The following is a 20534-nucleotide window of genomic DNA, read 5'->3' as shown; positions in this document are numbered from 1 at the left end:
AGCTATTGCTTACGAAGTAGTTTTGACTACGCCAAAACTAAGAATATGCTTACGAAGTAACTTTGGCTTCGCCAAAGTTCGAAGGTGGTGAAATCATGGCAAAAGGGATGCGCGAAATAAAACGCCAGATCAAGAGCGTTCAGAATACCCGCCAAATCACGAAAGCGATGGAAATGGTGGCTTCAGCCAAGCTGAGAAAGGCGCAGGAGAAAGCTCAGGCTTCACGTCCTTACGTTGAAAAGTTGAAGGAAGTGGTGTCCAGCATCGCAACCGGTTCGGACGGCGTCTCTCATCCAATGCTGGTTTCGCGTGCGGTGAAGCGTACGGCTTATATCGTAATCACTTCCGACGGCGGTCTCGTTGGCGGATACAATGCGAACCTGCTCCGCAACGTGATGGATACGCTCAAGAGCAAACATACGTCCAAGGAAGAGTATGGTTTGTTCGTCATCGGCCGCAAAGGCCGTGATTATTTTACGCGCCGGGATCTTCCTGTGGTTCAGTCGGTAACGGAATTGTCGGATACACCTAAATTCGCCGACATTAAATCGCTGGCCTATGCAGCTGTGCAAGGATTTGAACTGGAGCAATATGACGAAGTTTTCATTTGCTACAGCCAGTTTATTAATGCGATTACCCAAAGACCGACCGTCGACCGCCTGCTTCCATTTGAAAATGTGGAACATCACGGGGGAACGGCTATGTATGAATACGAACCGTCTCCGGAAGCGGTATTGGAAGTGTTATTGCCGAAATATGCCGAAACCTTGATTTTCAGCGCGCTTTTGGAAGGCAAGGCAAGCGAACTCGGCGCAAAAATGACGGCAATGGGCAGTGCGACAAAAAATGCGACGAAGATGATCAATGAACTGACTCTCACTTACAACCGTGCGCGCCAAGCGGCTATTACCCAGGAAATTACGGAAATTGTCGCAGGAGCGAACGCACAAGGCTGAAAAAGCTCGTAATTTGGGTAGCAGACACGAGCCGGGTGAATCTTCTGAAGAAAGTCAGCGCCTAGTTGCCCTTTGACTCTTTTCAGTGGATCCCGCACGGCTTCATAAACGGTTACGATGACAGTTTGCGGAGTTGCAAAGCTCATGGAATCAACTTCCGAGTAGTTTTGTTGTGAATTATGATGTGCCCCGCAAAACTTATAGGAGGGAACTAAGATGAACAAAGGACGCGTTGTTAGCGTAATGGGTCCGGTCGTTGATATCGAGTTTGGTCGCGGTCAACTGCCGGAAATCTTTAACGCCATTAGAATTGTAAAGCAGAACGCGCAGGAAGGTGCGGGCGATCTTATTTTGGAAGCGTCCAACCACTTGGGAGACAACCTGGTTCGCTGTATCGCCATGTCCTCGACGGACGGACTGGTGCGCGGTACCGAAGCCGAGGACTTGGGTGCGCCGATCTCCGTGCCTGTTGGTGAAGCTACATTGAGCCGCGTATTTAACGTACTCGGAGAAACGATCGACAACAAAGGTCAGGTTGCGACCGATGTTCGCAATCCGATCCACCGCGAACCTCCGAAATTCGAAGATTTGTCGACGCAAGCCGAGATCCTGGAAACCGGGATCAAAGTTATCGACTTGTTGGCTCCTTATGCCAAGGGCGGTAAAATCGGTTTGTTCGGCGGTGCGGGCGTAGGTAAAACCGTAACGATTCAGGAATTGATCCGTAACATCGCCCATGAGCATGGCGGTATTTCCGTATTTGCCGGCGTAGGGGAACGTACCCGCGAAGGTAATGACCTTTATATGGAAATGACGGAATCCGGCGTTATTGAAAAAACGGCGATGGTGTTCGGACAAATGAACGAACCTCCAGGCGCTCGTTTGCGCGTGGCTTTGACCGGCTTGACGATGGCGGAGTACTTCCGCGACCAGGAAGGCCGGGACGTACTGTTGTTTATCGATAATATCTTCCGTTTCACCCAAGCGGGCTCTGAAGTGTCGGCTTTGCTCGGCCGGATGCCTTCTGCGGTAGGTTACCAGCCTACGCTGGCTACCGAAATGGGCCAGCTTCAAGAACGGATTACTTCAACGAAAAAAGGCTCGGTTACCTCGATTCAGGCCATTTATGTGCCTGCGGATGACTATACTGACCCTGCTCCTGCGACTACGTTTGCTCACCTTGATGCAACGACGAACCTGGAGCGTAAAATTTCCGAGAAAGGGATTTTCCCTGCCGTGGATCCGCTGGCTTCCAGTTCCCGGATTTTGACTCCGGAAATCGTCGGCGAAGAGCATTACAATGTAGCGCAAGGCGTTAAGCAACTTCTGGCTCGTTATAAAGAGCTGCAAGATATTATCGCCATCCTTGGTATGGACGAATTGTCCGAGGACGATAAAGTGCTCGTAGCGCGTGCCCGGAAGGTAGAGCGTTTCCTTTCGCAGCCGTTTAACGTAGCTGAACAGTTCACCGGCCTTAAAGGGAAGTACGTGCCGATCGCTGAGACCGTACGCAGTTTCAAAGAAATTTTGGACGGCAAACACGACGATCTTCCGGAAGCGGCCTTCCTTTTCGTCGGTCCGATTGAAGAAGCTGTAGAAAAAGCGAAAACTCTGTAATACGCACCGTTAACGCGGATGCTTCAGAAATGAACGTCCCACGAAACAGGAGGGATGAAAGTGAGCACCTTTTTATTGGAAATCGTCACACCGGAGCACGTCGTGTTCTCCCGTGAAGTGGAAAGCCTGACGGTCCGCGGACTGGAAGGGGAACTCGGCATCCTGCCGGGGCACATTCCCTTTGTTACCCCGTTGCAGGTGGCTCCGATCGTGATCAAATCCGGCGGAAAGACGCTGACGATCGCCGTTCACGGCGGTTTTATCGAAGTTCAAGGGGATAAGACCATCGTTCTGGCGGAAAGCGCCGAATTGCCGGAAGAGATTGATGTGGAGCGGGCGATCGCGGCCCGGGAACGCGCCGAACGCAGATTGACTGCAGGTGGCAGCGCGCAAGACCGGATCGATCATCGTCGTGCGGAATTGTCGCTTCAAAGAGCTATCACCCGGATCAATGTCTCCAGCCGCTCTAAAGAGTAGGATAAGCAAAAACCGGGCACCTCAGGTGCCCGGTTTTTTGTCGTAATTTGGAACGCCACTGCAGGAGCAATAAATTCGCATGGGTAATGTCGATTATTGTCTATAGCAGGAATTGCTGCTGACCACAACGAACATATTATAGTCAACCTTATTGGAAACGGTCTGCAATTTCGCGAACCCGGGCCAGTTGGTCAGGATCGATCGGCTCCATGATATTTCCGTTCCTGCGCACCCCGGAACCCATATGAAACTCATGCACTTTCGTTTCCTTCAGGAAATCTTCCAGCCGGTCCGGTGTGAGTCCGGCTCCCGGAAGCACCGTAGGCCCGTTCATTTCGCCAAGCTGATGAAGCCGGTGGATCATTCCGGCCGCCTCGAGAACGGAGGGTTTCCCGCCTGAAGTGAGCACGTGCGTGACTTGTGGATAGCGGCTTAGAACGGCAAAAGCTTGCTCCAGATCCGGCGTTTCATCAAAGGCCCTGTGAAACGTTACGGGCATTCCATCGGCGGCCTTCAACAGGCGGGCAAGGTGGCTTTCGTCAATGTGACCCTGGGGCTTAAGCACCCCAAGGACGAATCCGGAAACGCCGATGGCACGAAATGTCGCGATATCGCGTTCCATGTTCTGAATATCGTCCTCAGTGTAACTAAAGCTCCGGCTATGCGGACGGATCATCACGCGGAGATCCACATCCACTTGTTCCCGGATCATCTGGACAAGCCCGGGTGAAGGGGTTAAGCCGCCTTCTGCGGGGGTTGTAATTATTTCCAGACGATCAGCCCCGTGAAAAGCCGCGATTTTGGCGTCAGCCAACGTGTAGACGATGATTTCGGCGATCATAATTGGACTCATTCCTTTCCTCGGGATACAAAAATTGAATAAAATGAATAATAGATGATATTGGAAGCCTTTGCAACTGAAAGAAATGCTGGATTATTATCACGCTGGCAAGTATGATATATAGGGTCTATATTTTTACATTACTTTATCCGATATATTTAGGGGACTTCTATTAACCGATTGGGTGTCTGCGGCATAAATATATCGTGTCGGGGAGGAAGCTCATGTGAATCCGGTCGATTCTGTACTCACTTCGGTCGGGGTAAACGGCCTAACGGCGATCCTCGTATCATTGGCATGTATCGCCCTGTCATGGTGGGCGCTGCAAACCCTCAAGCTGGATTTATTCATCCGCCATCCGAAGGGAGCGCAGGGCAAGCTGCTTCATTTGCTGTTGTCCGTCGTTCTGGGACGATTTGTCGCGGCCTTCGTGCTGGAGTATTGGGGATACACGCAAATGCTGCGTTATATGTTTTAATTCCTAAGTCTTTGGTTATAAGTGTGTTAGACTATAGGGACGAGGGAAATTGTCGAATAACATCAAACACAAGTGTCAACAATGGTGAATAAGGACTACGATACGTTAAGCAGACCCTGGCTTGGAGAGAGTGCCGTTTCCTCGGCATATTTCGACTTTTCGACAGGTTTAGAGCCTTGTGCGCCTCAAATGACCGGTGATATGATGAAATTTAAGGAAAATGGTGAAAATGAACGCGCGGAGGGAACCAAGATGAGCAAATTTATCGTCCGCGGTGGCAATGTTTTGGCCGGGAACGTTAAAGTTAGCGGAGCTAAAAATTCAGTGCTGCCAATCATTGCAGCATCCTTGTTGGGTGAGGAAGGCGTAAGCGTGATACGCGACGCACCTCCGTTGGATGATGTGATGACCATTAATAAAGTATTGGAATCGCTAGGAGCGACCGTTACATATGACCGTGAAGTCATTACGGTTAATGCACGAACTATCGCATCCTGTGAAGCGCCGTACGAATGGGTGCGGAAAATGCGGGCGTCTTTTCTTGTCATGGGTCCTTTGCTGACTCGAACGGGTTATACGCGAATCTCATTGCCTGGCGGCTGTGCCATTGGTACAAGACCGATTGATCAGCATCTCAAGGGCTTTGAGGCGATGGGTGCAGAAATCAACCTGGGCCAAGGCTTTATTGAAGCCAGATCCCAAGGCCGTCTGCGCGGCGCTAAGATTTATCTGGATGTAGCCAGCGTAGGGGCAACGGAAAACATCATGATGGCGGCCACATTGGCCGAAGGAACAACAGTCATCGAGAATGCGGCCAAGGAACCGGAAATCGTGGATTTGGCAAATTATTTGAACGGCATGGGTGCTATAGTTCGGGGAGCCGGTACCGGCGTTATCCGGATTGAAGGCGTTGAGAAGCTTCACGGCGTGGAGCATACCGTGATTCCTGATCGTATTGAAGCAGGCACCTTTATGATCGCGGCAGCCATGACTGGAGGAAACGTGTTTGTGGAAGGGGCGATCGCGGATCATCTCGGTCCGATTATTTCCAAAATGGAAGAGATGGGCGTCCGTGTGGATATATATGAAAATGGAGTCCGTGTTATCGCCGATAAACCGTTGAAAGCCGTGGATGTCAAAACTTTGCCATACCCAGGATTCCCGACGGATATGCAGTCGCAAATGATGGCTCTGTTGCTCGTGTCGGAAGGCACAAGCGTCGTTACGGAAACCGTGTTCGAGAACCGGTTCATGCATGTGGATCAGTTCCGTCTGATGAATGCGGAAATTAAAGTGGAAGGCCGCAGTTCGATCGTAACCGGCGGAGCAAAACTGAGCGGCGCGAAAGTATGCGCTACGGACTTGCGAGCAGGGGCTGCTTTGATCATTGCCGGCTTGGTCGCTGATGGAACGACCGAAGTCAGCGGTACGCATCATATTGACCGCGGGTATGTACATTTGGCTGAAAAGTTGTCCGGACTTGGTGCTGATATCTGGCGCATTACGGAAGGCAAAGAATCGGCTCCGGAAGCGGGAAAAGTAACTGTCGCCGCACAAGAGGATCTGCCGCTGCTCAAAATTCAGCCTAGCTGGGCTTAAATAACTAAGAAAACGCAGACCATGCCCGATCACGGGTATGGTCTTTTTGTTGTCTGCAAGGCACATTCGCCGAAACTTTACTTCTTTCTTTATTACTTCTGTCACACGATAAATGGATACATAATTAAGAAAGCGTTTTAACACCCTATATATATGAAATGTATTGAAACGGTATGTTTGAGTCTAATCCGAATCCTATGAATAAACTGTGTCGTTTGGTTCCATACTCCTGCAAACCTCTTGTGCGATCGGGTTCTAGCAGATGGGCGAAACTCATATCTATAAGTATATCGAGCAATAGCTATAACCTTTCGAAACGCTAGGATATGAAAAAGCTTGTCAGCAGGTGTTCACACGCTGCAGCATGAAGCCGGATGGAGGTAAATTTCAAATGAACGAGAAATGGGGACCGTTAAAAGCGGGGGAAACAAATCATAGAATCACCGTGAAGGTGGGCGGGGTGAAGAGTGGAGATGGAACCCCGGGAATGGATAGGGATCCCGGGACAGTTCCCGGGCGCGGCGCGTTGCAACAGCCGCAAGGGGCTCCCGCGCAGCGCAGCGTGGGGGCTGGGGCTGGGGCCGCCCCAGCTGACGGCGAGGCGCCGCTGCGCGTGCGCGTCTCGCCCGGCGCGCGGGGCCGCCGCCCTTCCTCCTTCCGCCAACGCGGAAGAAGAAGGAAGGGCATCGTGTCCCTCGCAGCCGGGCTGGCGGCCCTGGCCGCGCTCGCGGTGCTACTGCCCGCGCTGCTTGCCGGGCGAGCGGGCCCGCCGCCGGTGCCCGCCGCTCCGACGGCTGCGCAGGCACCGCCGCAGCCGCCGGGGGCCGAGGGCGGCGCTGGCACGGAGCAGCTCGTCCCGGCGGAAGCCTCGGCCGCCGCGGACAAAACGCCGGTGCGCGTGTACCTTACGGACACCGGCGCCGTGGAAACCTTGCCGCTCGAGCGATACGTGACCGGCGTGCTGGCCGCCGAGATGCCGGCGGACTTTGAGCCGGAAGCGCTCAAAGCGCAAGCGATCGCGGCCCGCACTTTTATCGTCCGCCGACTCGCTGCAGGTGACGTAAGCGGTGTCCCTGGCGGCAACGCGGACGTCCTGGATACCGTGGTTCACCAAGCGTATGTCCCTCAAAAAACGCTGGAACAGTGGTCAAAGAACGGAAAAGGCGAAAAACTGACCAAGCTGGAGCAAGCCGTTCAAGAAACGCGCGGTATCGTAATGACTTACCGGGGCAAGCCCATTACAGCCTCCTTCTTTTCGGCCAGTGGGGGGTTTACGGAAAATTCGGAGGAGTATTGGTCGGTCAAAGTTCCTTATCTCCGCAGTGTCCCCAGTCCATGGGACAGTCTAGTCAATCCAAATAATGAAGAGACGGTGACTCTCTCTCTTAATGATGTTTTTCGAAAACTCGGACAGACCGTTCCTGCGGTGCGGGTATCGGCCGGCGGAAAGAAGAACGCTTCTTCCGGCAACCTCTTTCGGACGATTTCTTTCACTTCCGGACAGCGTATAAAAGAAATTCAGGTAGGAGACTACGTTTATACGGGTCGAGAGATTCGCGAGAAGCTGGGGCTCCGTTCCAGTCAGTTCAAAATCCGGCAGGACGGAGGCAATGTGAAAATTACTACCTACGGCTACGGTCACGGCGTGGGAATGAGTCAGTGGGGAGCAAACGGCATGGCCCAGCAAGGATATACTACCACTCAAATTCTCAAACACTATTACACCGGGATCTCCTTTCAACAAGCGGCGCGTCTTTTGAAGGAGGTTTGAGCAAATTAAGATATCTTTTAAATTTTCAGAAAAATAGTATAAGCGAAGTATAAAAGCTCCGGCCCCGGTAACACTGTTACTGAGGTGATGAGCAATGAATGAACAAAACAACAAAAAGAAGCCCCATGAGGAATCTCCTAAAATTGCAATGGGAGAGCCGGTAGTACCGGTATCCGCATGGAAAAAAGTATTGTCCAAGAGATGGGTTTACCCGGCGGCGTACATGGCAGCAGCGGCAATTATACTAACTTTAGTGTGGGTCTACCAGGATGCCAGCCACAAGCCGATGGATTCCACGCCTGCCAGTGTGACGAACTCCATGGAGCAGCCGGGCGAAGACCTGTTGGGTCAGGACGCCGCGAAAGAGAACGGCAAAGACAAAGCCGCCGAGACCGTCGCGACTGCCGAAGATCTGGCATGGCCGGTAGCCAATGCTGCGGAAGTGTCCGTCGTGAAGCCGTTTTATGACAATGAGGCCAGTGCGGAAGATCATGAAGCTGCACTTGTCCAGTACAATGATACCTTTATTGCGAATACAGGGATCGACCTGGCGCGGAAGGATAATCAGGCATTCGAAGTTACGGCCGCTATGGGCGGCAAAGTAACCCGTGTGGAAGAAGTTCCCTTGCTCGGTTTTGTAGTTGAAATTACACATGCCAACAACTTGAAAACCGTTTACGAGAGCTTGACGGATGTAAAAGTGAAAAAGGACGCCGAAATAAAGCAAGGCGATCTTATTGCAACCGCCGGTCGTAACGAGATGGAAAAAGATCTCGGCAACCATGTCCACTTCGCGGTGTATGAAAATGGCGAATTGATCAATCCGGCTAACGTTCTGCCGAAACACGAATAAGGTTAACAACAAGCAAGCGGAGAGCACAGGCTCTCCGCTTGTTTTTTCGTTGTCCGGACCCCTGCGATTTCCCTTTGTTTTACCGGATTTTTCCCCGTGGACAAGGAGCCCTTGTCAAAATAATTGGCCTCGCCCGGGCTTGTCAGGCTTGGAAACAAAGAATATATGGGCACGCCCCTCATATAATGTACCAAACTATCTCGAGTAGGGAGGCGGGAGCGTGCACGATTACATCAAGGAACGGACGATTAAAATAGGTCGCTGCATTGTGGAAACTCGGCATACGGTTCGGACCATAGCCAAAGAATTCGGCGTATCTAAAAGCACGGTGCATAAGGATTTAACCGAGCGTTTGCCGGAGATTAATCCGGATTTGGCGGACCAGGTCAAGCACATTCTCGAATACCATAAGTCGATCAGACACCTTCGTGGAGGGGAAGCAACAAAGATCAAGTATAAGAAAAAAGGCCAATCCAAACGGGAGGTGATTAGCTCGGCGCGTTAGCGGGTAAATAATATGTTTGGCATCCCGGAGGAATGTGATTGAACACCTCCCCCAAAGTATGGTATTTTTAAATATGGTATAAGATTGTGGATATATATCTCATTTCCCGGATTTTGAGGGTTTTTTGCAGCCATTTGTCGAAGAATCGCTCCGCGATTCGGGAGAAGCTTTTACCATAAATTTGTTAAAATACGTTCTGGGGGAGCATCGTGATGATGAGCAAGGATATTGGTATTGATTTAGGCACAGCCAATGTGCTGATTCATGTCAAAGGAAAGGGAGTAGTCCTCGACGAACCGTCAGTCGTAGCGATCGACAGTGACGCGAAGCGCGTGCTTGCCGTAGGTGAAGATGCAAGACGGATGGTTGGCCGTACGCCGGGTAATATCATTGCGATTCGTCCTTTGCGGGACGGGGTTATTGCCGATTTTGAAATTACGGAAACGATGCTTAAATATTTCATTGACCGAGTGGGAGGAAGAAGCTGGTACAGTCACCCCCGTATTTTGATCTGCGCACCTACCAATATTACTTCGGTCGAACAGAAATCGATTCGCGAAGCGGCAGAGCATAGCGGCGCGAAAGAAGTCTTTATGGAAGAAGAGCCGAAGGCTGCGGCTATCGGTGCGGGAATGGACATTTTTGAACCGAGCGGTAACATGGTTGTGGATATCGGCGGCGGGACGACGGATGTGGCGGTGCTCTCGATGGGAGACATCGTCACGGCTTCGTCCATTAAAATTGCCGGGGACAAGTTTGATGCAGCCATTATTAAATATATCAAAACGAAGTACAAGCTGTTGATCGGGGAACGGACCGCGGAAGATATCAAGATCGGCATCGGAACGGTACATCCTTCGGGACGGATTGCTGAAATGGATATCCGGGGTAGAGATATGGTGTCGGGGCTTCCGCTCACGATTACCGTTACTTCGGCTGAGATTCAGGAAGCTTTGACAGATCCCGTATCTTCTATTGTTACTGCGGCTAAATCAGTGCTGGAGCGCACTCCGCCGGAATTGTCCGCCGACATTATCGACCGGGGCGTTATTTTGACGGGCGGAGGCGCTCTGCTGAACGGATTGGACGAGCTCCTGATTGAAGAACTCCGCGTGCCGGTATTGATCGCAGAAGATCCAATGCATTGTGTGGTCAAGGGGACAGGCATTATGCTGGACAATTTGGACCGGGTTATTAAGAAAAAATTCTGATACGCCGATATATAAATTAGATATGTGTTGGTATGTATTATCGTGAATATATAACCGTGTTTCTTACGGTTAAAATAGATGAGTTGAGTATGGAGGTTTGCCCATGTTAAGAGGACTATATACCGCAGCATCCGGCATGATAACGCAGCAACGCCGGCATGATACGGTGACGCAAAATATCGCCAATATCAATACACCGGGCTATAAGCAGGTCAATGCCGTCAGCCACTCTTTTCCGGATATGTTAATTTCGCTCGTAGGTGATAAGGAATCAGGAAACTCGAAACGCATTGGCAAGCTGTCGACCGGCGTGTTTGCGGAAGAAAGCCTGGCCTCTTACGTACAGGGCGATTTGAGAGAAACGGGCAAAGCCTCCAATTTCGGGTTGTTGTCCAGTTTGAACCTGAACGACCCGGCTACCGGCCAACCGATCCCATTCGATGATTCCGGGAAATATGTTAATGAAGATGGAGAGGTTACTTACCGTCCGGAAGCTTTCTTTAGCGTCATGGACAATAATGATCAAATCCGTTATACGCGCGATGGCAATTTTACCGTGAATGCCGCAGGTGAACTGCGGACATCGCAAGGGCAGCGCGTGCTTGGCGACGACGGGAATCCGATCGTTTTGCCTGCGGGCTTGTCGATTAACCAGCTTCAAAGTGATGCCCTTGGTAATCTGGTATATAATGATAATGGTGTGCCGACGGTAGCGGCCAAGCTTGGGGTTGCCGTGGTCAACCGGCCGCAGGAACTGGTCCGTGAAGGCAATGGCGTATACCGGGCGGAAGATCCGGAAGTGGCGGACATTCGTGTTGGACTTGCCGTGGCGGATGAAGCTGTAGTGCGCCAAGGCTATCTGGAGTCTTCTAATGTGGATACAGCGCAGGCAATGGTGGACTTGCTCGCCGCACAGCGCGCTTATGAATCGAACCAGAAAATTATTCAATATTATGATAAGAGCTTGGATAAAGCGGTAAATGAAATCGGACGTGTATAGACCAAGTTTAAACTCAGGAGGTGCCACATGAACAACTCCATGATTAGTGCCATGGTTTCAATGAACGGGATTCAGCAGCGGCTGGATGTGCTTTCCGAGAATATTGCCAATCTGGACAATGTCGGTTACAAGCGGAAGGAAGCGTCCTTTGAAGATACATTGACCCGTGTTCAAGAGCAGACTTCCAAGATGAAACTGACCGGCCGGGCCACGCCTTCCGGCTTCGACCTTGGATTCGGTTCCAGAATGACGTCGATTACGAGTAATTTTAGTCAAGGCTCGATTAAAGAAAGCGACAATCCTACCGATCTTGCCATCGAAGGGAATGCGCTGTTTTCGGTGCTTACCCCGAACGGGATTGCATACACCCGGGCGGGTAACTTCCATCTCCAACAGGATCCGGAAAATGCGGGATCCGCCTATTTGGTCGATAATTCGGGTCATTTCGTGTTAAATGCCGATGGAGAACCGATTGAAGTTCCTGCGGGTTCCAAGCTGCAGATTGATGGTCAGGGAGATATTCGTGCCGTGGACGGGGATGTAGCAACGGATCTCGGACGGATTCAACTGATGACTCCGATCCGGCCGGATGCTTTGGAGCAGGTCGACGGGAACCTGTTCGTGCTTGCTGCAGGCGCGATTGAAGTGGACGTACTGAGTGAAACGATTTCGCTACCAGCGAATCAGCAAGCCCAGATTCGGCAAGGAGCGCTTGAGAGCTCTAACGTTAATTTGACGGATGAAATGGCCGAAATGCTTCAGGTCCAAAGGGCTTATCAGCTTGCGGCCCGGGCGCTCTCGTCCAGTGAAACCATGATGGGTTTGGCTAATAACTTGCGCGGGTAGGTGGACAGTCATGACCGAAGAGAATAGCCCGGCCGTTAAGAAACGGTCCGGGTGGATCACCCTCCTGCGAATCGTACTGGTGCTTCTGTTCCTTGTTATTGCGCTTGTCGGCGGAACGGCTGTCGGCTTTGTAGTTTTGGGTAAACAGGACATCGGCGGCGTTTTTGAGTGGAGCACGTGGCAGCATGTATTCGATCTGGTATTCGCTCCCTGAACGGCCGCTTAGTTCGCGGAAATGATTATGTATATAATGGAAGAAACTGAATGATTTGATGGATGGCTCCCGGAATCGGGAGTTTTCTTTTTATGGTCATAAAATGTATAATGATGGGGGACTGTACACCAGGTTGAAAATCAAAAGGGCTTTATCCGTATGCGGCAGGAACCGCTTGCGGATAAGCCCCTTATCTTAACCTTCGCTTCTGCAGACGCGAAGGATAATTACAGTGTAGCCGTCTGCTTTACCTTTTATACGGATACGAAAGTCTTTTGGCCTAGAAAGCACTTCAAACTTGGAGTTTATAGAAAATTCGAAAGGGGTATTACATAATGCTCGATATCAAACAAATTCAGGAGATTATTCCGCACCGCCCGCCGTTTTTGCTCGTGGACCGGATCTTGGAGATGGAGGACGGCAAGAGAGCAGTCGGAATCAAAAACGTAACGATCAATGAACCGTTTTTTGTAGGTCATTTTCCCGATTTTCCGGTCATGCCGGGAGTGTTGATAGCCGAAGCTTTGGCCCAGGTGGGGGCGGCTGCGATTTTGAATGTGGAGAGCAACCGGGGGAAGATCGGTTTTCTCGCCGGCATGGACGGTTTTCGTTTCCGCGGACAGGTCGTTCCGGGAGATCAGCTTCGCCTGGAAGTGGAAATTACCCGCATGAAGGGGTCGATCGGCAAAGGCCAAGCGGTCGCTAAAGTCGATGATAAAGTTGTCGCAGAAGGCGAAATTATGTTTGCGTTATCCTGAGGTTTAGAGTTTCTATATAAGATGAACTATTGAAATGGATATTGGAGCAAGTACGTAAAGTGTTCCTGCGATCGCTGTTGTTCCCAGATTTCTTGATTATGTATGATCAAATAGGTAGAAATCCGGTAACAAAGACGACCACAAAGCTTATATGCTTCCGATGCAGCTTTCCTTCAGAAAGCTTTCAGTTTCTTCGGAATCATTTTACTCCCTTGCCTGCATCATATTTCTGTTCATCTTATATATGATATTAATTTTGTGTTAGGAGGACTTTTGAAACCATGACTGAACAAAATTTAAGCATTAGAGAAAAAGTGGATAGCTGGCTGAACGATCCTTCCATCGATGAGCCGACAAAACAAGAACTGCTTGCTTTGGAAAGCAACCAGGCTGAACTCGAAGACCGGTTCTACCGGGACCTGGAGTTCGGTACAGGCGGGCTTCGCGGCGTAATCGGCGCAGGCAGCAATCGGATGAACCGTTATACAGTTGCCCGGGCTACGCAGGGCTTTGCCAAATATATACTGGAGGAGCATGCCGGTAAGGCAGGCCAGCCTTCAGTGGTCATTGCGCATGATTGCCGCCATTTTTCCCCCGAGTTCGCTCTGGAAGCAGCGCTCGTATTGGCCGGCAACGGTATCGTTGCGAAGCTGTTCCCGTCGCTTCGTCCTACGCCGCAGTTGTCTTTTTCGGTGCGCAGCTTGAAGGCAACCGGAGGTATCGTGGTCACGGCAAGCCATAATCCGCCGGAATATAACGGCTACAAGGTGTATAATGCTTCCGGCGGACAGTTAGTGCCTCATGAAGCGGAGCGCGTGATCGGCAACATACAGGCGTTGACCTCGCTTGCCGAAGTGAAGCGCTTGAGCCGTGAAGAGGCGGAAGCCAAAGGGCTGCTTGTTTGGCTTGGCGAAGCGGAAGACGAGGCGTTTGTGGAGACTGTAGCGGCTACGAGCGTAAACCGTGAGCTAATGGCTTCGGGCGCTGCCAAGGACATCGTTGTGGTATTTACGCCGCTGCATGGCACCGGCAATCTGCCAGTCCGTCAGGCGCTTCAAAAGATCGGGTTCACCCAGGTTCATATCGTCAAGGAGCAAGAGCAACCGGACGGCAATTTCTCTACTGTGAAATCCCCGAATCCGGAAGAGCGCGAGGCGTTTAAGATGGCGATCGAGCTCGGCAAACAGGTCGGCGCCGATATTCTTATCGGAACGGACCCCGATGCGGACCGGATGGGCGCGGTGGTGAGAGATGCCAATGGCGAGTATGAAATTTTAACCGGAAACCAGTCCGGTTCCATTCTCGTGCATTATGTTTTGAGCCAAATGAAAGAAACAGGCAAGCTTCCGGCCAACGGCGCGGTCGTAAAAACGATCGTTACCAGCGAACTTGGAGCCGCTATCGGCCGCCATTACGGGGCGACGGTATTCAATACGCTGACCGGGTTTAAATATATCGGCGAAAAGATGAACGAATTCGAAAAAACGGGAGATTTTACTTATTTGTTCGGTTATGAGGAAAGCTATGGATACCTGGCCGGGAACTATGCCCGCGATAAGGATGCTATCGTTGCTTCTACATTGATTTGCGAAGCCGCAGCTTATTATAAACGTCAAAGGAAGACGTTGATCGATGTGCTGGATGAACTTTATGAAGAATTCGGTTACTATCGTGAAACGTTGGCATCGCGGACGCTGAAAGGAAAAGACGGACTGGCGCAAATCGGTGCCCTGATGACCGGCTTCCGTAGCAATCCTCCGCAAAGCATCGGGGGAATCGCGGTTACGGAATTGCTGGATTACTCACAAGGGCTGGATGGATTGCCTAAAGAAAACGTGCTGAAATTCCTGCTGGAAGACGGCTCCTGGTTCTGTCTTCGTCCTTCGGGTACGGAACCTAAAATCAAATTCTATTTCGCCGTTCGCGGCACATCGAACGAGGATGCCAAGGCGCGCCTGGCCCGCCTGCAGGATGAAGTGCTGGCTCGTGTAGACAACTAAAGGCGATTTCGGAGTGGGTGGCCGGACTATTTGGTTTTAAAAAGGTCGGCTTCCTATACTCTCGGAAGTGAACGAAATCGGGCACTAGTACATTGAATTTTTTATTTTTGAGGAGGTACCTTTGTGATTCGAAGTTGGCAGCGGTGGAATGACGCTTCCCGCAAATGGTTGTGGATCTTAGTTATCGTTGGTATTGTGGCTTCTTTGCCCGTGATTGTTCAGCGGGTTCAGACGGAGTCGTCGGCAAATAAAGTGGAGTTTGTTTTCAACTATCGGGGTTTACTGGATGTGGCTTCTTATCAGGGCAATCCGCAGGCTTATATGGATGAACAACTGGATCGCCTGAAGGAGGCCGGCGTTGGCACGATCGCGATGTTTGAAAGCACGCTGGACGAATTGTCGAAAGCTCGTCGGATTATGGTATTCAATGCGCTGGATATGGCAAAGATGACGCAATCCGTAGTTTCTCCGGATAACAATTACACTTACATCGTTTTTACCAGCACGGAGAACGAACGGGAGCTGCGTCCGATCATTGAAAAAGCGTTCCGGGACCTGGAAGTTTCGGTTGTGCCATTGGATTATCAGGGCCACACCGGATTGGTTATCGGCATGGGAATGGATGAAGCGGTACTGAAACCGATGCAGCTGGATCGCTTTGCGTTCGCGATGCTGCGGGAGAAAGGCTTCAATATTCTGCCACGCCTGTCGGATAATATCCGTTATGACCAGGATTCGCTGGACGAAGAACTGTCGTTTTTCGCGGAGAACGGGGTCAAGCGGATTCTTTTCGAAGGAGAAGCCGTCAAGGGCTTCCAGGACAATGAATCGTCAAACAGTCTTCAAGGCTTCGCGGATTTGCTGAAAAAGCACGGCATTGGGCTGGCAGCGATCGAGAATCTGAAGGCTCCGCAAAAAGGTTTGAATAAACTTGCCTATTTGACGGATTACAATATCGTACGTCTGCATTCATTGGCGGATACCGAGGCTGGACAGGACAAGAAAACGTTGTCCGACCGATTCGTTCTGGCCACGAAAGACCGGAATATCCGCATGATTTATTTGAACGCTTCCCCGTCGAAGGATGCGGCGAAAGCGGCAATCACGAACCCGATCAACAATTTGATCGATTCGCTGCAAGGCCCGGAAGGGGCGATTCAGCGTATCCAGGACAATGGTTTTGAACTTGGACAGGCTGAGGCTTTTGAAATCCATGATGCTTCCTGGCAGAAATATTTGAAAGCATTGGTCGTGCTTGGCGCCGTGGCATTCTGCGCGTTGCTGGTTTCTCAATTCATTGCTCCATTGACTCTGTTGGTGTTTATTTTGGGTCTAATCGGCTCCGCCGGATTGTATGTGCTGAAGCCAACGCTGCTTGAGCAGGCGCTGGCCTTGGCCGTTGCTATCAGCGCGCCTACGATCTCGGTGATCCTTGCAATCCGCAAGGTAAAAGAAATCAAGAATACCCATCAGGCGATTTCGGCCGGGCGGCGTTTGACGCATACCATCGTCCTTTATGTGAAAACGGCACTGATTTCGCTGGCCGCGGTTCCTTTCGTAATCGCGCTCTTGAATAACATCACGTACAGCCTGGTGTTGAATCAGTTCCGCGGTGTCAGCCTGTTACATTTAGGGCCGATTATGCTGATCGCGATTTACGTATTTTTGTTCCAAGGCACTTCGGTATGGCAGGAACTGCGCAATTGGCTGCGGATGCCGATTACGCTCGTTTGGGTCGTTGCTGCAGGTGTGCTCGGCGTAATTGCGTTTTACTATTTGTCGAGAACCGGAAATGCCGGCACGCTGTTGCCGGGTGAGGCAACCTTCCGGGCTTTCCTGGAAAATACGTTCGGCGTTCGCCCTCGCAACAAGGAATTTTTGCTGGCGCATCCGCTCTTTATTGTCGGCATCTTCGCCGCATTCCGTTACCGTTGGGCATTTTATGCCATGATCATCGCGGTGATGGGACAGCTGTCTATGGTGGATACTTTTGCGCACATTCATACGCCGGCCGCTCTTTCGCTGATCCGTGGAGGATTGGGTCTTGTGCTGGGGCTTATCGTCGGTCTGATCGCCGTACTCGTATGGCATATTATTGAAAGGTGCTGGGATAAATGGTCGCCGCAACTTCTAAAACCTTAGTCCTGTCCGGCTATTACGGATACCGCAACAGCGGGGACGAAGCTGTGCTGCAGTCGATTCTCACCGCTCTTGAACATGAGGGCCGGGCTGCGGGGATTACGATTAACCCGGTCGTATTGTCCGTTGATCCCGAGTGGACCAGCCGGACCTACGGCGTGAAGGCTGTTCACCGGATGAAACTTGGCGAGGTAAGGAAAGCTATAAAGAAAAGTGACGGCTTAATCAGCGGCGGAGGAAGCTTGCTTCAAGATGCCACGGGACTGGGTTCGATTCCTTATTATCTCGGAATCATCAAAATCGCCCAGTGGACGGGGAAGCCGACTTTCGTTTACGCGCAAGGGATCGGACCGGTTCGCCGCAAACTGTTCCGGCCCTTCATCGCATCGGTGTTTCGCCGCTGTGAATATGTTTCCGTCCGGGACGCGGAGTCGGCCGGACTGCTTTACAGTATGGGCATCCGCAAGGACGCGGTCCAGGTCGTACCGGATCCCGTGATGGGGATGGCCTTGCCGGAGGGAGACGGCGCGGCTGCGGCTTTCGATGCTGAGCCGACTACCGGCTTGGAGCTGCCGGTGGTCGGGGTGTCGGTCCGCTATTGGAATGCGGAGCGGACCGAGCTGGCGAAGCTGGCCGAGGGCCTCGCTTCGCTCAGCCGCCGCGTTCCGGTGCACATCCGGTTCCTGCCGTTCCATTTCCCCGGCGATGACGAAGCTTCACGCTTTGTCATGGACCGGTTGGGAAATGTGGCGGAACACGGGAGCACCGTCAGTATCGCGGCGGAGACGGAGCATCCGTACGAGATGCTCCGCGAAGTGAGCCGCTGCCGCCTGCTTGTGGGGATGAGGCTGCACAGCCTCATTTACGCGGCTTCGCAGGAAGTTCCGCTGCTCGGCGTTTCGTATGATCCGAAGATCGATCATTTTCTCGGCCGCCTCGGCAGCGTGCCCGTCGGCACGGCCGAGGAGCTCGATCCCCGGATCGTTGCCTCGCAAGCCGAGCGCCTGCTGCTTGAAAGCGGGGTGTGGCGCACGGCCCACGCTCCGAAAATTTCGGAGCTGAAGCGTGAAGCCCGGATTCCCGCGCAGCGGATTTTAGAATTTTTAGGAAGCAAAGGGTGAACAAGGTGGAGAGGGAACAAATTCAGGCCTTGCCAACAGTATCGATATTAGGAATACGGATCTGCAAGTGGGGGATGAAGGATACGGTGTCTTACTTGAGAAATGCCGTTAATTCAAGAACCCCGCACCAGATCATTACAGCCAATCCGATCATGGTGATGGCCGCTATGGAGAATCCTGCCTATAAGAAGATAATGCAAGCGGCCGAATTGATCGTTCCGGACGGTACCGGGGTCGTATGGGCCGCCCAAAAAAGCGGAGAACCGGTAGCCGAACGGGTAGCCGGTTTCGATCTGCTTCATGAATTAATGAAGGAAGGGGAGCGGCATCGCTGGAAGGTGTATCTCCTTGGCTCGACCGGCGAAGTGATTCAGGAAGCGGCCCGGCGGTTAACATTGCAATATCCGGGCACGGAAATTGTCGGATTCCGGGACGGATTTTTCGGGCCTGATCAGGATCAGGAAGTTATAGCGGGCATTAAGGCTGTTTCTCCCGATCTGCTGTTTGTAGCCAGAGGCGCGGATACCCAGGAGCCCTGGATCGGAAAATACAAACAGGCTATCGGAGTCCCGGTTATGATGGGAGTTGGAGGAAGCTTTGACATCATTTCCGGCAAAACGAAACGGGCGCCAATAATCTTCCAAAAGCTTCGGCTGGAATGGTTATACCGCTTGTTGTCCGAACCTTCCCGCTTTCCGAGGATGCTTGCACTGCCGAAATTCGTAATACGCGTACTGCGTGAGGGAGAAAACCTGACGAAAATGGGCTAAATGGTTGAATTTTTACGCGAAACTGCGTATTATTGCTCAAATAGGGGGCTTGAGTTTCTCCTGAATCGGTGTATAATTCATTCCGGCAGAATAAATGGGGGTTGAAATACACATGTGGATGATTTATACCATCGGGTTTATCGTCTCGTTGGCGCTGGCACTAGGATTGACGCCGCTTGTTAAGAAATTTGCTTTCAAGGTCGGCGCGGTGGATGTGCCCAATGCCCGCAAGGTGCATACAAAAATAATGCCGAGACTCGGTGGATTAGCGATTTTTTTATCTTTTGTGATTACGTTCTTCCTGGTTCTACCGTTTCTTCCGGAAAGTTTTTCGGTACGTGAAGTAAACTTCATCAAAGCCTTCCTCGTCGGGGGAACAATGACTATATTGCTTGGCGCGTTCGATGACCGATTCGATTTGCCGGCTAAGCTGAAATTTCTCGTACAAATCGCGACGGCTTCCGTTGTCGTATTCGGATTTGATATCCGTCTTGAATTTGCTAATATTCCTTTTCATACGTATGCATCGGTTGAAAGCTGGATTGCCATTCCATTCACGATTCTCTGGATTGTCGGCGTCACGAACGCGATTAATTTGATCGACGGCCTGGACGGACTGGCTGCCGGGGTTTCCGCGATTGCGATCGGCACGATCGCCGTCATGGCTTTCTTGATGGGTAATGTCGTGGTTGCACTGCTCTGTCTGTTGCTGCTTGGCAGCATCATCGGATTCCTGTATTTTAATTTCCATCCGGCCAAAATATTCATGGGCGACTCCGGGGCTCTGTTCCTTGGCTTTAGCCTGGCCCTGCTGTCCTTGCTTGGTTTCAAACAGGTCGCGATCGTGTCGTTCCTAACACCGCTGATTCTGATCGGCGTACCGCTCTCGGACACGCTGTTCGCCATTGTGCGCCGCTGGATGCAGAAGAAACCGATTTTCTCGCCGGATAAAGGCCACTTGCATCACTGCTTGCGTGAGCTGGGCTTCAGCCATCGCCAAACCGTGCTGATCATTTACGGCATCGCCGCCTTCTTTGGCGTATTGGCTGTCATCCAATCGTCTGCGGCCATGTACAACGCCAACTGGGTCACCTTCGTCGTCATCTGCGTCATGGTGTTCTTCCTGCAAATCGGCGCCGAGGTCATCGGCCTGATCGGCAAAACGAAGCGCCCGCTGCTCGATTTCTTCGCCCGCCTCCGCATGAAGGCCGGCACCGAGCGCGGCTCCAAGTAGCGGCATACCTGCGTTTGGGCAATCATAAACATATTCAATCATTTAATTGGACAACCCCCGTCGAGCTCATTCTGAGTAACGGGGGTTTCGTTATACCTTTAAAAACTTATTTTCTTTACTTGCGAATAAATATTGATATATCAG

The 20534-nt window shown here is 51.6% G+C and carries 19 protein-coding genes; 18 read left to right on the top strand and 1 reads right to left on the bottom strand.

Translation table 11 applies throughout. The features are described from left to right. The first annotated feature begins 95 nt into the window (after positions 1 to 95). The 3 genes from atpG to DFP94_RS14900 all read left to right on the top strand — a co-directional run bounded on the left by atpG (position 96) and on the right by DFP94_RS14900 (position 3050). Complete coding sequence (gene atpG / locus DFP94_RS14910; protein WP_114497266.1) at positions 96 to 956, top strand: ATP synthase F1 subunit gamma; 861 nt, start codon at positions 96 to 98, stop codon at positions 954 to 956. 216 nt (positions 957 to 1172) lie between these two features. Next, complete coding sequence (gene atpD, locus DFP94_RS14905; RefSeq protein WP_114497265.1) at positions 1173 to 2573, top strand: F0F1 ATP synthase subunit beta; 1401 nt, start codon at positions 1173 to 1175, stop codon at positions 2571 to 2573. A 60-nt stretch (positions 2574 to 2633) separates the two neighbouring features. Then, positions 2634 to 3050: a F0F1 ATP synthase subunit epsilon gene (locus DFP94_RS14900; RefSeq protein WP_114497264.1), complete on the top strand. Its 417-nt coding sequence runs from the start codon at positions 2634 to 2636 to the stop codon at positions 3048 to 3050. 148 nt (positions 3051 to 3198) lie between these two features. Here DFP94_RS14900 and DFP94_RS14895 read toward each other — a convergent pair whose 3' ends face one another. Next, positions 3199 to 3903, bottom strand: coding sequence for a copper homeostasis protein CutC (locus tag DFP94_RS14895; RefSeq protein WP_114497263.1), 705 nt, complete (start codon positions 3901 to 3903; stop codon positions 3199 to 3201). Between the two features lie 214 nt (positions 3904 to 4117). Here DFP94_RS14895 and DFP94_RS14890 point away from each other — a divergent pair, with 214 nt between their 5' ends. The 15 genes from DFP94_RS14890 (at position 4118) to DFP94_RS14820 (ending at position 20390) form a co-directional block, all read left to right on the top strand. Then, positions 4118 to 4369 carry a DUF1146 family protein gene (locus tag DFP94_RS14890; protein ID WP_114497262.1) on the top strand — a complete coding sequence of 84 codons (252 nt, stop codon included), beginning with the start codon at positions 4118 to 4120 and terminating at the stop codon, positions 4367 to 4369. A gap of 252 nt (positions 4370 to 4621) precedes the next feature. Further along, a complete protein-coding gene (murA, locus tag DFP94_RS14885; RefSeq protein WP_114497348.1) occupies positions 4622 to 5968 on the top strand; it encodes a UDP-N-acetylglucosamine 1-carboxyvinyltransferase in 1347 nt (448 codons plus the stop codon). A 391-nt stretch (positions 5969 to 6359) separates the two neighbouring features. Beyond that, entirely contained in the window at positions 6360 to 7739 is a 1380-nt protein-coding gene (gene spoIID, locus DFP94_RS14880) for a stage II sporulation protein D (RefSeq protein ID WP_245954841.1), read from the top strand. Positions 7740 to 7833: 94 nt separating this feature from the next. After that, positions 7834 to 8592, top strand: a complete 759-nt coding sequence (locus tag DFP94_RS14875; RefSeq protein ID WP_114497260.1) for a M23 family metallopeptidase — start codon at positions 7834 to 7836, stop codon at positions 8590 to 8592. Between the two features lie 220 nt (positions 8593 to 8812). After that, complete coding sequence (gene spoIIID, locus DFP94_RS14870) at positions 8813 to 9097, top strand: sporulation transcriptional regulator SpoIIID (protein ID WP_114497259.1); 285 nt, start codon at positions 8813 to 8815, stop codon at positions 9095 to 9097. A gap of 212 nt (positions 9098 to 9309) precedes the next feature. Further along, positions 9310 to 10308, top strand: a complete 999-nt coding sequence (gene mreB / locus DFP94_RS14865; protein ID WP_114497258.1) for a rod shape-determining protein — start codon at positions 9310 to 9312, stop codon at positions 10306 to 10308. Positions 10309 to 10411: 103 nt separating this feature from the next. Further along, positions 10412 to 11308, top strand: a complete 897-nt coding sequence (locus DFP94_RS14860; RefSeq protein WP_114497257.1) for a flagellar hook-basal body protein — start codon at positions 10412 to 10414, stop codon at positions 11306 to 11308. A gap of 27 nt (positions 11309 to 11335) precedes the next feature. After that, positions 11336 to 12154, top strand: a complete 819-nt coding sequence (locus DFP94_RS14855) for a flagellar hook-basal body protein (protein ID WP_114497256.1) — start codon at positions 11336 to 11338, stop codon at positions 12152 to 12154. A gap of 10 nt (positions 12155 to 12164) precedes the next feature. Beyond that, complete coding sequence (locus DFP94_RS14850) at positions 12165 to 12368, top strand: DNA-directed RNA polymerase subunit beta (protein ID WP_114497255.1); 204 nt, start codon at positions 12165 to 12167, stop codon at positions 12366 to 12368. Between the two features lie 335 nt (positions 12369 to 12703). Beyond that, complete coding sequence (gene fabZ / locus DFP94_RS14845; protein ID WP_114497254.1) at positions 12704 to 13126, top strand: 3-hydroxyacyl-ACP dehydratase FabZ; 423 nt, start codon at positions 12704 to 12706, stop codon at positions 13124 to 13126. Between the two features lie 281 nt (positions 13127 to 13407). Next, the gene (locus DFP94_RS14840; protein WP_114497253.1) at positions 13408 to 15126 is read left to right on the top strand and encodes a phospho-sugar mutase; all 1719 of its coding nucleotides are present in this window, start codon (positions 13408 to 13410) and stop codon (positions 15124 to 15126) included. A gap of 123 nt (positions 15127 to 15249) precedes the next feature. Continuing rightward, complete coding sequence (locus tag DFP94_RS14835) at positions 15250 to 17268, top strand: DUF5693 family protein (RefSeq protein WP_114497252.1); 2019 nt, start codon at positions 15250 to 15252, stop codon at positions 17266 to 17268. Then, positions 17241 to 18386: a polysaccharide pyruvyl transferase CsaB gene (gene csaB / locus DFP94_RS14830; RefSeq protein WP_114497251.1), complete on the top strand. Its 1146-nt coding sequence runs from the start codon at positions 17241 to 17243 to the stop codon at positions 18384 to 18386. The genes DFP94_RS14835 and csaB overlap by 28 nt, the downstream gene beginning before the upstream one ends. A gap of 5 nt (positions 18387 to 18391) precedes the next feature. Then, positions 18392 to 19156 carry a WecB/TagA/CpsF family glycosyltransferase gene (locus DFP94_RS14825; protein ID WP_114497347.1) on the top strand — a complete coding sequence of 255 codons (765 nt, stop codon included), beginning with the start codon at positions 18392 to 18394 and terminating at the stop codon, positions 19154 to 19156. 112 nt (positions 19157 to 19268) lie between these two features. Further along, positions 19269 to 20390 carry a glycosyltransferase family 4 protein gene (locus tag DFP94_RS14820; protein ID WP_114497250.1) on the top strand — a complete coding sequence of 374 codons (1122 nt, stop codon included), beginning with the start codon at positions 19269 to 19271 and terminating at the stop codon, positions 20388 to 20390. Positions 20391 to 20534: the final 144 nt, after the last annotated feature.

It is taken from the genome of Fontibacillus phaseoli, assembly GCF_003337355.1.
Lineage (GTDB): Bacteria > Bacillota > Bacilli > Paenibacillales > Paenibacillaceae > Fontibacillus > Fontibacillus phaseoli.
Note: the sequence above shows the minus strand (reverse complement) of the source record. Positions and strands in the feature narration are given on the sequence as shown.

Excerpts from the sequence above, each read along its gene's own strand:
- atpG (WP_114497266.1), top strand. The coding sequence starts at position 96 with ATGGCAAAAGGGATGCGCGAAATAAAACGCCAGATCAAGAGCGTTCAG.
- atpD (WP_114497265.1), top strand. The coding sequence starts at position 1,173 with ATGAACAAAGGACGCGTTGTTAGCGTAATGGGTCCGGTCGTTGATATC.
- DFP94_RS14895 (WP_114497263.1), bottom strand. The coding sequence starts at position 3,903 with ATGAGTCCAATTATGATCGCCGAAATCATCGTCTACACGTTGGCTGAC.
- murA (WP_114497348.1), top strand. The coding sequence starts at position 4,622 with ATGAGCAAATTTATCGTCCGCGGTGGCAATGTTTTGGCCGGGAACGTT.
- spoIID (WP_245954841.1), top strand. The coding sequence starts at position 6,360 with ATGAACGAGAAATGGGGACCGTTAAAAGCGGGGGAAACAAATCATAGA.
- DFP94_RS14875 (WP_114497260.1), top strand. The coding sequence starts at position 7,834 with ATGAATGAACAAAACAACAAAAAGAAGCCCCATGAGGAATCTCCTAAA.
- mreB (WP_114497258.1), top strand. The coding sequence starts at position 9,310 with ATGATGAGCAAGGATATTGGTATTGATTTAGGCACAGCCAATGTGCTG.
- DFP94_RS14860 (WP_114497257.1), top strand. The coding sequence starts at position 10,412 with ATGTTAAGAGGACTATATACCGCAGCATCCGGCATGATAACGCAGCAA.
- DFP94_RS14855 (WP_114497256.1), top strand. The coding sequence starts at position 11,336 with ATGAACAACTCCATGATTAGTGCCATGGTTTCAATGAACGGGATTCAG.
- DFP94_RS14850 (WP_114497255.1), top strand. The coding sequence starts at position 12,165 with ATGACCGAAGAGAATAGCCCGGCCGTTAAGAAACGGTCCGGGTGGATC.
- fabZ (WP_114497254.1), top strand. The coding sequence starts at position 12,704 with ATGCTCGATATCAAACAAATTCAGGAGATTATTCCGCACCGCCCGCCG.
- DFP94_RS14840 (WP_114497253.1), top strand. The coding sequence starts at position 13,408 with ATGACTGAACAAAATTTAAGCATTAGAGAAAAAGTGGATAGCTGGCTG.
- csaB (WP_114497251.1), top strand. The coding sequence starts at position 17,241 with ATGGTCGCCGCAACTTCTAAAACCTTAGTCCTGTCCGGCTATTACGGA.
- DFP94_RS14820 (WP_114497250.1), top strand. The coding sequence starts at position 19,269 with ATGTGGATGATTTATACCATCGGGTTTATCGTCTCGTTGGCGCTGGCA.